This window comes from Pseudovibrio denitrificans JCM 12308, assembly GCF_001310815.1.
GTDB classification, from domain to species: Bacteria; Pseudomonadota; Alphaproteobacteria; order Rhizobiales; family Stappiaceae; genus Pseudovibrio; species Pseudovibrio denitrificans.
Genome location: NZ_BAZK01000014.1, coordinates 55,666 through 67,859, shown reverse-complemented (window position 1 = coordinate 67,859; position 12,194 = coordinate 55,666). Strand labels below are relative to the sequence as shown.

At 53.7% G+C, this 12,194-nt stretch carries 7 protein-coding genes and 3 pseudogenes; 5 read left to right on the top strand and 5 right to left on the bottom strand.

The window, feature by feature from the left end; translation table 11 throughout:
* Position 1: 1 nt before the first annotated feature.
* From JCM12308_RS32430 to JCM12308_RS18255, 4 genes and pseudogenes are all read left to right on the top strand, one after another.
* A pseudogene (locus JCM12308_RS32430) lies at positions 2 to 286 on the top strand (beta-galactosidase); the annotation flags it as partial.
* An 83-nt stretch (positions 287 to 369) separates the two neighbouring features.
* On the top strand, positions 370 to 1,776 hold the full coding sequence (locus tag JCM12308_RS32425) for a beta-galactosidase (RefSeq protein WP_306303353.1): 1,407 nt from the start codon (positions 370 to 372) through the stop codon (positions 1,774 to 1,776).
* Entirely contained in the window at positions 1,773 to 2,000 is a 228-nt protein-coding gene (locus tag JCM12308_RS30380; protein WP_208978732.1) for a hypothetical protein, read from the top strand. The genes JCM12308_RS32425 and JCM12308_RS30380 overlap by 4 nt, the downstream gene beginning before the upstream one ends.
* Positions 1,997 to 3,790, top strand: coding sequence for an IlvD/Edd family dehydratase (locus JCM12308_RS18255; protein ID WP_054784683.1), 1,794 nt, complete (start codon positions 1,997 to 1,999; stop codon positions 3,788 to 3,790). The genes JCM12308_RS30380 and JCM12308_RS18255 overlap by 4 nt, the downstream gene beginning before the upstream one ends.
* Positions 3,791 to 3,854: 64 nt before the next feature.
* On the opposite strand, the pseudogene putA reads toward JCM12308_RS18255, so the two are convergent.
* Positions 3,855 to 7,492 (bottom strand): annotated as a pseudogene (gene putA / locus JCM12308_RS18250) (bifunctional proline dehydrogenase/L-glutamate gamma-semialdehyde dehydrogenase PutA).
* A 144-nt stretch (positions 7,493 to 7,636) separates the two neighbouring features.
* Here putA and JCM12308_RS18245 point away from each other — a divergent pair.
* A complete protein-coding gene (locus JCM12308_RS18245; protein ID WP_008552722.1) occupies positions 7,637 to 8,089 on the top strand; it encodes an Lrp/AsnC family transcriptional regulator in 453 nt (150 codons plus the stop codon).
* Here the strand turns inward: JCM12308_RS18245 and JCM12308_RS18240 are convergent.
* From JCM12308_RS18240 to argF, 4 genes and pseudogenes are all read right to left on the bottom strand, one after another.
* A complete protein-coding gene (locus JCM12308_RS18240; protein ID WP_054784682.1) occupies positions 8,086 to 8,592 on the bottom strand; it encodes a GNAT family N-acetyltransferase in 507 nt (168 codons plus the stop codon). The genes JCM12308_RS18245 and JCM12308_RS18240 overlap by 4 nt on opposite strands.
* A gap of 21 nt (positions 8,593 to 8,613) precedes the next feature.
* Positions 8,614 to 9,635: pseudogene (locus tag JCM12308_RS18235) on the bottom strand (Na+/H+ antiporter NhaC family protein).
* A 574-nt stretch (positions 9,636 to 10,209) separates the two neighbouring features.
* Positions 10,210 to 11,142 carry a carbamate kinase gene (gene arcC / locus JCM12308_RS18230; protein ID WP_014284099.1) on the bottom strand — a complete coding sequence of 311 codons (933 nt, stop codon included), beginning with the start codon at positions 11,140 to 11,142 and terminating at the stop codon, positions 10,210 to 10,212.
* A complete protein-coding gene (argF, locus tag JCM12308_RS18225; protein WP_008552688.1) occupies positions 11,142 to 12,146 on the bottom strand; it encodes an ornithine carbamoyltransferase in 1,005 nt (334 codons plus the stop codon). Before argF ends, arcC begins: the two co-directional genes overlap by 1 nt.
* Positions 12,147 to 12,194 lie beyond the last annotated feature (48 nt).

The following is a 12,194-nucleotide window of genomic DNA, read 5'->3' as shown; positions in this document are numbered from 1 at the left end:
CATGAGCGATAAGAAACACTTAGGTATCTGTTACTACCCAGAACACTGGTCAGAGGACTTATGGCAGCAAGATGCCAAAGAAATGGCCGCGCTGGGCATTACCTATGTGCGTATCGCTGAATTTGCATGGTCCCGCATTGAGCCGGAACCCGGACACTTCTCATGGGACTGGTTGGACAGCGCGATTGAGACTCTCGCAAGTGAGGGTCTCAAGATCGTGATGTGCACGCCAACCGCCACCCCGCCACGCTGGATGGTGGATAAGCACCCGGACATGCTCGCCGTCGACGAAAACGGCCACCCCCGAAAGTTCGGCAGCCGCCGCCACTACTGCTTCTCCCATGAAGCTACCGCTGGGAATCCCGCCGGATCACAGAAATCCTCGCTGAGCGATACGGTAATCACCAGTCCATCGCCGCCTGGCAAACCGATAACGAATACGGCTGTCACGAGACAGTCCGCTCTTGGTCTGCCTCCGCACACAAGGCTTTCCAACTCTGGCTGGCGCAAAAGTACGGCAATATCAAAGCCTTGAACGAGGCTTGGGGCAATGTGTTCTGGTCCATGGAATACAACAGCTTCGAGCAGGTGGATCTGCCAAACCTGACCGTGACAGAGAGCAACCCATCTCACAGGCTTGATTTCAAACGCTTTTCATCGGATCAAGTTGCTGAGTTCAACGGAGAGCAGGTCGATATCCTGCGTAAACTCTCCCCGGGCCGCCCGATCATCCATAACTTCATGGGCAACACGTTCTCCTTCGACCACTACAAGGTCGGAGACCAGCTCGATATCTCCAGCTGGGATTGCTATCCCATTGGCTTTCATAGCCAATATCAGATGGAAAATCCGTTGGGCACACCGGAAGGCTACTGGGAAGACTATTTCCAGCAAGGTGATCCGGATTATCAGGCCTTCCATCACGACCTCTACCGACAAGCAGGCCACGGCCGCCTATGGATCATGGAGTTACAGCCCGGTCCCGTGAACTGGGCACCGTATAACCCGATCCCGCTGAAGGGCATGGTGCGCCTGTGGAGCTGGGAAGCTTTCGCCCATGGTGCTGAAACCACAAGCTATTTCCGCTGGCGACAGGCCCCGTTCGCACAAGAGCAAATGCATGCAGGACTCAAGCAGACCGATAACAAACCGGCGCAGGCTTATGTAGAAGCCGCGCAGGTTGCCCGTGAAATTGAGGAGCTCGGTGCATTTACGCCCTCTGAAGCTCCCGTTGCTCTTGTCGTAGACTACGAAAGCCACTGGGCACACGAAACTCAGCAGCAAGGTCAAGACTTTAGCTACTTCCGGCTCGTTCTCGCCTACTATCGCGCGCTCAGGCAGAAGGGCGTTGATGTCGAAATCATCAGACCAGCCTCACAGGACTTATCCCCCTACAAGCTGGTGATTGTCCCCGCCCTGTACGCCATGAGTGAGGAACTATCCGAAAACCTAGCCGCCTACATCGAGTTCGGCGGCGTCGTCCTCGGCGGTCCTCGCCTTGCGCAAAAAGACAAGAACTATCAGATCTCACAGAAGACCTTGAACTTGCCGAAACCATTTGAAGCCATTGAGGTTTTACGTGTCGGTACAAGCCCGAAAGAGTTCGCAACCACCGTCTCAGACCTCGCCGATCAGGAACGTGGCAAAGCTACGTCTGGCAAGAAGAGGTCACCACCGGTCTGCCGATCCTGTTCGAAGATACCAACGACCATCCGGTCTTTATGGGCGAAAACAACATCTACTACGTTTCCGCTTGGGCAGACCCGGCACTCATGAGCGCCATTCTGGATGAGGTCTTCAAAGCTGCAAAAATAGATAAGGTGGAATTGCCAAACGGATTGAGAAGAAGCAAAACGTCCATTGGCACTTTCTATTATAACTACTCGAAAAATAAGATGAATTTGAAAGCGCTGCGTCTTGCCGATGCAGCGGAATTGGATGGATTGGAGCTACCTCCCGCCGGGGTGGCTCTGGTTCGGGAAGGAACTGAAGAGCTATGACTGAAGCTCCAAAAACAAAACTCCGCTCACAAGAGTGGTTTGACTCGCCAGACAACCCGGATATGACCGCACTCTATCTGGAGCGTTACCTGAACTACGGTATAACGCGTGAAGAGCTTCAGTCAGGCCGACCGATCATCGGTATTGCCCAGACGGGATCAGATCTATCCCCGTGCAACCGCCACCACCTGGTGCTGGCAGAGCGCGTGCGCGAAGGCATCCGCGAAATGGGCGGCATCTGCTTTGAGTTCCCGGTCCATCCTATTCAGGAGACCGGCAAGCGCCCAACTGCAGCTCTTGACCGCAATCTGGCTTATCTCGGTCTGGTGGAAACGCTCTACGGTTATCCGCTGGATGGTGTCGTTCTGACCATCGGCTGTGACAAGACCACGCCAGCTTTGCTCATGGCGGCTGCCACAGTGAACATCCCGGCGATCTGCCTGACGGTTGGGCCAATGCTCAACGGCTACCACAATGGCGAACGTGTGGGCTCTGGCACGGTTATCTGGAAAGCCCGCAAGATGTTGGCGACCGGAGAGATCGACTACAAAGAGTTCATGAACATGGCCGCAGACTCCGCTCCGTCTGTTGGTTACTGCAACACCATGGGCACAGCGTCTACCATGAATTCACTGGCTGAGGCACTGGGTATGAGCCTGCCGGGCTGCGCCTCTATCCCCGCGCCATATCGCGAGCGCGGCCAGATCTCCTATGAGACCGGCAAGCGTATCGTGCAGATGGTGCATGAAGATCAGAAGCCTTCAGATGTTCTCACTCGCAAAGCCTTCGAGAACGCAATTGCAGTGAACTCTGCCATTGGTGGCTCAACCAACGCGCCAATCCATATCAACGCAATCGCACGCCACATTGGCGTTGAGCTGCACAATGATGATTGGCAGAACCACGGCCACAAAATCCCACTGCTCGCCAACGTCCAGCCAGCAGGTGCCTATTTGTCGGAAGAGTTCCACCGCGCAGGCGGTATTCCGGGCATCTTCTCCGAGCTTATGAAACACGACCACATCCACAAGGATGCGATCACGGTTTCTGGCAAAACCACCGGTGAGATCTATGGAGACAGCTCCGTCAAAGATTACGACGTGATCTATCCCTATGACAAACCGATGATGAAGGACGCAGGCTTCCTCAACCTCACGGGCAACCTCTTCAGGTCCGCGATCATGAAAACCTCTGTGATTTCGGCGGACTTCAGAGCGCGCTACTTGTCTAACCCGGATGACCCGGAAGCGTTTGAAGGTAAGGTCGTGGTGTTTGATGGTCCTGAGGACTATCACCATAACATCAACAATGAGGCCCTTGGTATTGACGCAAACACCATCCTCGTTATCCGCGGAACTGGTCCAGTCGGCTATCCGGGCGGTGCTGAAGTGGTGAACATGCAGCCGCCGGATGAGCTTCTGAAGCAGGGTATCGATGCACTGCCATGCATCGGGGATGGTCGTCAGTCTGGTACCTCCGGCTCACCATCTATCCTCAACGCATCCCCGGAAGCAGCCGTCATGGGCGGCCTTGCTCTGCTGCGCAACGGCGACATCGTAAGGCTGGATCTGAAGAAGGGTGAAGCGAACGTGCTGATCTCTGAGGAAGAGCTGACGAAACGCAAGCAGGAGCTTGCGGAAAGCGGTGGCTACGAGTTCCCTGAGCATCAGACACCTTGGCAGGAAATTCAGCGTGGGATCGTGGATCAGTTTGATGAAGGCATGGTGTTGAAGCCAGCCGTCAAATACCAGCGCATCGCGCAAAAAGGACTGCCACGTCACAGTCACTGATGAGAGCATAAACGAAAAAAGCCGCCTCAGATTGAGGCGGCTTTTTTATTGTCTTTGTAATCGCTTAGTCTTCGGTGGCAGCCAACAGGCTTGCGTTACCGCCAGATGCTGTCGTGTCGATACACAGATGACGCTCCAGCTGATAGCGCTCAGGCTGGTTGCGTTCCATGATCAGCTGCATCAAGGCCCCCTCACGTTCAGCCAGCTCAGCCTTCATCTCTTTCAGCTCTTGGTCAGAGTGGTTCGCTGAAATGGCATCAATACCCTGAAGCTCCTTCAGGCGCCTACAGCCAGATTGCCTTCCAGCGCGACGATTGGAGCAGAAAGTGAACGCAGCTTCACAGCCAGTTTTTCAGCACCTTGTCCAACAGCAATCACCCCATTGCCAGCTGCCAGCGCCAGAACCACCTGATGCTTCAGGCTTTCAGTGTCTGGCCCAAGGCACAACACAGTGCCACGTGGAGCAGAGTACAGGCGGTTAGACTCACCGGTTGGCCCAGGCATGTCGTGCGCATGATCAGCCGCAATTCGATTCAGCAGGCCTGTTTCCTTCTCAAACAGGGTTGCCAGCTCGGTGTAACGACCAAAATTACCTTCCCAAGTGCTGGTGCGTAATGCCCCTCTCGCCTTGAAGATATCCTCGGCAGTAACAGTCTTGCTCAGGTCTACGCTAGCCGCTGCAGAGGTGTCAGCAAGACGGAAGCGCGCCACATAGTGAGGACCACCCGCTTTCGGGCCTGTGCCGGAAAGACCTTCACCACCAAACGGCTGAGATCCAACAATCGCGCCAATTTGGTTTCGGTTCACATAAAGGTTGCCCACCTTCACACGCTCAACGATGTGCTGAACACGGCTGTCAACGCGGGTATGCAGACCAAAGGTCAGGCCGAAGCCCTTGGAGTTGATCGCATCAATAGTCTGATCAATCTCTTCCGCCTTGAAAGTCGCGATATGCAGAACTGGACCAAAGATCTCTTCATCCAGCTCTTCAATGCCTTCCAGCTTGATCAGAGTTGGTGCAACGAAGTGACCTTTTGCTGGAACCTTCAGCTCTTTGAGAACACGGCCTTTTTCAGCCCACTTCTTACAGTGATCAGCAATCTTCTTCTGCGCGGCGGCATCAATCACAGGACCAACATCGGTTGACAATGTGATTGGGTTACCAACCTCCAGCTCAGCCATCGCACCGAACAGCATCTCTTTGAAATCATCAAAGATGTCTTCCTGCACGTAGAGCATACGCAGTGCAGAACAACGCTGACCAGCACTCTGGAAACTGGAGGCAATCACATCACGAACCGCCTGCTCTGGCAGAGCAGTGGAGTCCACGATCATCGCGTTCAAACCACCAGTCTCAGCAATCAGTGGTGCAGACGGAGCAAGCGCTTTCGCCATGGCCCGGTTGATGTGCTGCGCTGTGCCGGTGGAACCGGTAAAGCAAACACCGGCTACACGGCTGTCCGAGGTCAGTGCTGCACCCACTTCTCCAGCACCCGGCAGAAGCTGAAGAGCTTCAACAGGAATGCCTGCTTTATGCATCAGGCCAACAGCAAAGGTCGCGATCAGTGGTGTCTGTGGTGCTGGCTTTGCCAGAACCGGGTTGCCAGCTGCGAGAGCTGCAAAGATCTGACCAGAGAAAATCGCCAGCGGGAAGTTCCATGGAGAGATACAGGTGATCGGACCGCGTTGCTGTCCTTTACCATCTCGCTCATCGAGGCGGATCGCTTCGTTTGCATAATAGCGCGCAAAGTCAACCGCTTCACGTAGTTCGTTGATGGCATCCATGTAGGTTTTGCCAGCTTCACGGGTCAGCAGAGCGAAAATCTCTGAGGCATTCTCTTCGAATAGATCTGCTGCTTTGCGCAGAATAACTGCACGATCATCCGCACTTTTGTCTGACCATTCGGCACAGCCATGATGTGCAGTTGTCAAAGCCGCTTCAATCTGTTCAGGCGTCGCAGTTGCCACACTACCAACGATGTCGCGTAGATCAGATGGGTTTTTGACCTGTACAGCCTCTGCATTCTTAACAGAAGCGGCAATGACCGGATGGCCTTCCCACTTGGTTGCGGAGAACGACTTCAGGCTTTCAACATAATCAGCTTCCTGACGTGGGTCACTCAGATCCCAGCCCTTCGCGTTCTTGCGTCCAGCACCATACAGGGCTGGCGGTAGAGGGATCTTAGAGTTAGCAACGTCTTCGCCGAACTTCTCGATATGCGCCAGTGGATCCTGCGCAATCGCCTGTGGCGTCACGTTTTCATCGCGAATCTGGTGAACGAAGGAGCTGTTCGCGCCGTTTTCCAACAGACGACGCACCAAGTATGCGAGCAGGTCTTTGTGCGCACCAACCGGAGCGTAGATGCGGCAGTTGGAACCATGCTTCTTCATGGTACGCTCATGCAGCGCTTCGCCCATGCCATGTAGACGCTGGAACTCATAGGAGCTCAGCGGCAGGTTCTTCGCCAGTTCCAGAATGGTCGCAACACTGTGCGCGTTGTGGGTCGCAAACTGCGGATAGATCCGGTCAGTCATGCCCAGCAGTTTTTCAGCACAAGCAGTGTAGGAGATGTCAGTCGAAACCTTACGAGTGAAGACCGGGTAGCCGTCAATGCCAAGGGTCTGAGCGCGTTTGATCTCGCTGTCCCAGTAAGCGCCTTTCACGAGACGAACCATGATCTTACGATCATACTTCTCTGCAACTGCGTAGAGCCATTCGATGACGTGAATTGCGCGCGGGCCAAACGCCTGCACCACAACACCAAAACCATCCCAGCCTTCAGTTGCCGGATCAGCCAGCAGCGCCTCAATCACGTCGAGAGAAATGTCCAGACGGTCAGCTTCTTCCGCATCAATGTTGAAGCCCATGTTGGAAGACTTCGCCAGCATGATCAGAGAAAGCGTGCGAGGAACCAGCTCCTTCATCACGCGCTCACGCTTTGCAAACTCATAGCGAGGATGCAGAGCAGAGAGCTTGACGGAGATGCCCGGATTGTCGCGAATGCTGGAATGCACGCAGTTGCTTGCCAGCGCAGAAATCGCCTTGGAGTAGGATAGGTGATAGCGCTTCGCATCAGCATCCGTACGCGCAGCTTCACCAAGCATGTCGTAGGAGTAGGTGAAGCCCTGACCTTCTTCAGCACGCGCATTGCGCATGGCTTCACGAATGGTGCGGCCAAGAACGAACTGGCGTCCCAGCTCCTTCATCGCCTGCGCAACAGCGGTACGAACCACAGGCTCACCAAGACGCTTCACAACACCGCGAATGGTGCCAACGAGGCCCTGATCATCTGGAGCAAGAACCTTACCGGTCAACAGCAGCGCCCAAGTGGATGCATTGATCAGAGTGGAAGCAGACTGACCCAAGTGCTCTCCCCAGGCACTCGGAGTGATCTTGTCTGCAATCAGAGCATCAATGGTCTGAGCGTCAGGAACGCGAAGCAGCGCTTCTGCAAGGCACATCAGTGCAATGCCTTCCTGGGTTGAGAGGCCATACTCGCCGAGAAAACTCTCCATGATGGTTGGAGATGTATTCGCACGCAAATCCGAGATCAGTTCCGCTGCTTTGTCAGATGCACGGCTACGAGCCTCCGCATCCATTTGCAGTGAAGAAATGAGCTCATGTACCACCTGATTTTCATCAGGAAGGTAGTTATCTCTGATTTTGTTGCGGATGTTCTCCGGCGCAGTCTCTGAACCCATGCCGTGCTCCCTACTATTAAATACCTATTGGGCTGACATTAGCAAAATACCTATAGGGATGTTTCCTGTATTTTTTGATGGTAAAGACTATTTGACTTTGATATTCAGTCGCCATGGTCGTTATGAATATAAAAATGGCATATCATGGAGAAATTGGACGATTTTGACCGCAAAATCCTGGAAGAATTACAGAAATGCGGGCGCATCACCGTTACTGACCTCGCGAAAAAGGTAGGGCTATCCAAAACCCCCTGCCAGATCCGCATGAAGAAATTAGAGGATGCAGGATATATTCTGGGGTATCGGGCAGAGGTGGATCACACCAAATTGGGGGCAGGGCACATCGCATTTGTGCAGGTTAAGCTCAATGACACCCGCTCAAGATCGCTGGAAGCCTTCAATGCGGCTGCGCGCGAAATCCCGGAAATCGAAGAATGCCACATGATTGCAAGTGGGTTCGACTATCTCCTGAAAGTCCGCACCAGAGATATCGGAAGCTACCGTCGTATCCTTGGTGAGAAACTCTCCGAGATGCCTTATGTCGCGCAGACCTCTACGTTTGTTTGCATGGAACAGGTCAAAGACCGCCCGTTCTAATCAACACCGCGCTGCATGTAGTTGGCACCAGGGCCATAGGCCATCAGCTTCTCTTTAAGCATGTCTTCTTGGATGGCTCTGAAACCACGCGTGCGCCAGAACTCGTTGGCCGTATCCAGCGCCACAAGTGCGAACTTGTTGATGTAAAGGCTACGCGCCACCTGACTAAGCTGTGCCAGAACAGCTCGCGCAGCTCCTATACCCTGCGCCGCAGGCAGTAGTGCTATATCGTGGATGTAATAGACTTCCGCTGAAAAGGGCAGAGAACCCAGCAAACTGGAGAGCGGCGGAATACTGCGGTTTTCCCACGGATGTGAGATGATGTAGCCAAGAATGGCGTCTTGCTCATCCTGCCTCAGCACGTAACAGCCCTGCGGAAACAGCCGCACGCGCTCCCGAATGCAGTCGATATCTTCAGGTAGATGCGGATAGGTCTGCTGCATGATCTGATCAATCTCGGGCAGATCATCTTCCCTCATCGGATGCCAGCTGAAATTCTTCATGTGCGCTGTAAATCTCTTTAATCAGTCTTTTTGCTCTTCATCAGGCAGCACAATACGCTCAGGTTTCTGGTCTGTCATCGTCAACATGCGCCACCCCATCACGGCAAACACAATTGTCAGGATCGGGCTGACAATGTTGAAGAAGGCAAACCCGGCAAACGCCAGTGTCGGTACCCCGAGAGTAGCAGCCATATAAGCCCCGCAGCTGTTCCATGGAATGAGCGCAGAGGTCACTGTCGCACTGTCCCCGACAGCTCTGGAAAGAACCTCTGGACGCAGGCGCCGCTGGCGGAAGGATTTGCGATACATCCGGCCCGGAATCACAATCGCAATGTACTGATCCGCCGCCAGAATGTTGGTTGCAATGGCTGTTGTGACCAAAGACAAAACCAAGGCTCCGGTGGTTTTTGCTGCATGCAGGATTGGGCCAATAATCCGGTCCAGAATACCAGCTTTCTCAACAACGCCACCAAAGGCGAGAGCGTCATGATCAACCAGATGGTCGTCAGCATGTTGCCCATTCCACCGCGGCTCAACAAGGCATCAATCGAGGGATCACCCGTCACACTCACATACCCGTTGGACATGGCAATCCAGACGCCTTTGATCATGACCAGCCAATAAGGAAGGTCCACTGATGAGGCTAGACTCACCACTTTGTCCGGGTCCATGATCACGGCAAAAAGTCCACCGGCCAGAGCGCCGATGAAGATGGTTGTAAACGGCGGATATCGGATCATCGCCAGTCCCAGCACTAATACCAGAGGCAAGAAGTTGAGCAGCGTGATGTCATAGTGCTGCTCAATGCTGGATAAGGTGCCTTGGGCAACAAAGTCTCCCGGCTCCCCCAACCACCAGAACAACGCAAGTGCAATGGTCAGGGCTGGAACCGAGGTCCAGAGGTTTTCCTTGATGTGAATGTAAAGGTTGGACCCAGCTGCAGCCGTAGCGAGGTTAGTGGCATCGGAAAGGGGCGAGGATTTATCGCCAAAATAAGCACCAGAAAGGATCGCGCCAGCGGTAATAGCCGGATCAAGACCCATCTTCGTTGAGATGCCCATCAGGCCGATGCCGATAGTGCCTGCGACAGTCCACGAACTACCAATGCTCACAGAAACGAGCGCACAGATAATGACTGTGGTGAAGTAAAAGTAGTTTGGACTAAGCAGTTGCAATCCATAATAAACCATCGCCATGATGGTGCCGGACATGGCCCACGTCCCAATCAGGGACCCCACTGCGAACAGAATAAAAATCGCATGAAGACCGGTGCTGACACTCTCAACAACAGCATCCTTCAGTTCATCAAAACTGAACCCATGAAACAGTGCAACAAAGGTTGCGATTAACGCACAAAACAGCAGGGCAATCTGGTTTGGGCCGGAAGAGGCCTCGTCTCCAAACAGGTAGTAGGACAACGCCAACAGCACAATGAGCGAGGCAACCGGAATGATCGCTCCGATGAGAGACATTTTCCTGGAATATGGAGCTGGCGCGTTGGCCATAAGCTGTTCGTCCTTTGTGTTCTTGTTCTTCTCACGGGCACAATCACGCCCAAGGACAATCAAATGAGTTCAATGGCAAACGAACCCCGAATGCCGCTCCGGGGCTCTGATCTCAGTAAAACTTGGTGTCACCAGCATCCACGCTGATTGAGGTTCCTTTGTTGCCAGCAATCGCTTGTGGAACTTCAGAAAGAGTGCAGATCACCGCTTTCTTGCCGGTTTGGCGAGCAAATGTCTGCGCTGCTTCCACCTTCGGTCCCATGGAACCTGCTGCAAAGCCATAGGCATCTAAGGCGTCAGGAGAAGCAGATTTGATCGCGCGCTGGCTGGGCGTACCCCAATCCAGATAAACCGCATCAGCATCCGTCGCCATAATGTAGACGTCCGCTTCAATCTCCTTGGCAAGCAAACCGGAACAGCGATCTTTATCGATCACACATTCCACGCCAACGAGCTTTTTCTCCTCGTTGTACATGGTCGGAATGCCGCCACCGCCAGCTGCGATGACAAGCACGTCATGATCCAGCAACCACTTGATGGGCCGGATCTCGAAAATGTGCTTCGGCAATGGGCTAGGCACGACACGACGCCACTTGTCGCCGTCCTCACGAATAGACCAGCCTTTCTCTTCAGCAAGCTTCTCGGCGTCCTCCTTGGAGTAGAGTGGTCCAATCGGTTTGGTCGGATCTTTGAAAGCAGGATCGTTGGGATCGACCTCAACCTGCGTGAGAATGGTAGCGAATGGTTTCTCGAATGGCAGGAGGTTTCCCAGTTCCTGCTCAATCATGTAACCAATCATCCCAACCGTTTCTGCGCCCAGCACATCAAGCGGATAGGGCTCCACATGCTCGTAAGCGGCACCTTGCAGAGCCAGCAAGCCAACCTGTGGGCCATTGCCGTGGGTGATCACCACTTCATGACCATCATCATAAAGCGGAGCCAGGGCTTCAGCGGCAATACGTGCATTCTTACGTTGGTTTTCGGCGGTCATTGCTTCTCCGCGCCGGAGAAGCGCATTCCCGCCAAGAGCGACGACAACACGCATTATCGACCTCCAATCGTCGCAACCATGATGGCTTTGATGGTGTGAAGCCGGTTTTCCGCTTGTTCAAAGGCCAGATTGCGGTCTGATTCAAACACGTCTTCAGTCACTTCCATTTCCGAGATTCCGAACTTCTGGAAGATCTCTTCACCAACCTTGGTCTCGCGATTGTGGAACGCTGGCAGGCAATGCATGAAGAAGGTGTTGGCGTTACCGGTGCCTTCAATCAGAGCCTTGTTGACCTGATAATCGCGGAGCAACTTGATCCGGCTTTCCCAAACATCCGGCGGCTCACCCATGGAAACCCAAACATCGGTATGGATGAAGTCGACGCCTTCAGTACCAGCTTTTGGATCATCTGTGATGGTGATGCGTGCACCATATCGCTTAGCATTCGCTTCAGCAGCCTTCACAACATGTGGCTCAGGATACAGCTCTTTCGGAGCGATAATACGCACATCACAGCCACACAGGGCGCCAAGCATCAGCAGGGAGTTGCCCATGTTGTTGCGGGCATCGCCCATGTACGCAAATGAGATTTCATGCAGAGACTTGGATGTATGCTCGGTCATCGTCAGCATATCTGCCAGCATCTGCGTTGGGTGCCAGTCGTCGGTCAAACCGTTGTAGACAGGTACACCAGCATAGTCTGCCAGTGTCTCAACAGCCTTTTGGCCAGAACCGCGAAACTCGATCGCATCAAACATACGGCCCAGAACCCGGGCAGTGTCCTTCATGGATTCCTTATGCCCGATCTGCGAACCCGATGGATCAAGGTAGGTGACGTGCGCGCCCTGATCATGCGCGGCAACTTCAAACGCACAGCGGGTTCGGGTGGAGGTTTTTTCAAAGATCAGGCAGATGTTTTTGCCAACGAGGGTCTGCCGTTCAGTTCCGGAGTATTTGGCTCGCTTGAGATCACGGGCAAGATCCAGCATGTAAAGCACTTCGCGCTGGCTGAAGTCCTTTAGCTTGAGGTAACTGCGACCTTTCAGATTGAAAGCCATTTTCCTTACGCTCCATCTCTTGGATGTTTTTATTGTTCAACGGAGATT

Bases quoted from the DNA above. Each gene is read 5' to 3' on its own strand.
- JCM12308_RS30380 (WP_208978732.1), top strand. From the start codon at position 1,773: ATGAGCGCCATTCTGGATGAGGTCTTCAAAGCTGCAAAAATAGATAAG.
- JCM12308_RS18240 (WP_054784682.1), bottom strand. From the start codon at position 8,592: ATGAAGAATTTCAGCTGGCATCCGATGAGGGAAGATGATCTGCCCGAG.
- arcC (WP_014284099.1), bottom strand. From the start codon at position 11,142: ATGCGTGTTGTCGTCGCTCTTGGCGGGAATGCGCTTCTCCGGCGCGGA.
- JCM12308_RS18245 (WP_008552722.1), top strand. From the start codon at position 7,637: ATGGAGAAATTGGACGATTTTGACCGCAAAATCCTGGAAGAATTACAG.
- JCM12308_RS18255 (WP_054784683.1), top strand. From the start codon at position 1,997: ATGACTGAAGCTCCAAAAACAAAACTCCGCTCACAAGAGTGGTTTGAC.
- argF (WP_008552688.1), bottom strand. From the start codon at position 12,146: ATGGCTTTCAATCTGAAAGGTCGCAGTTACCTCAAGCTAAAGGACTTC.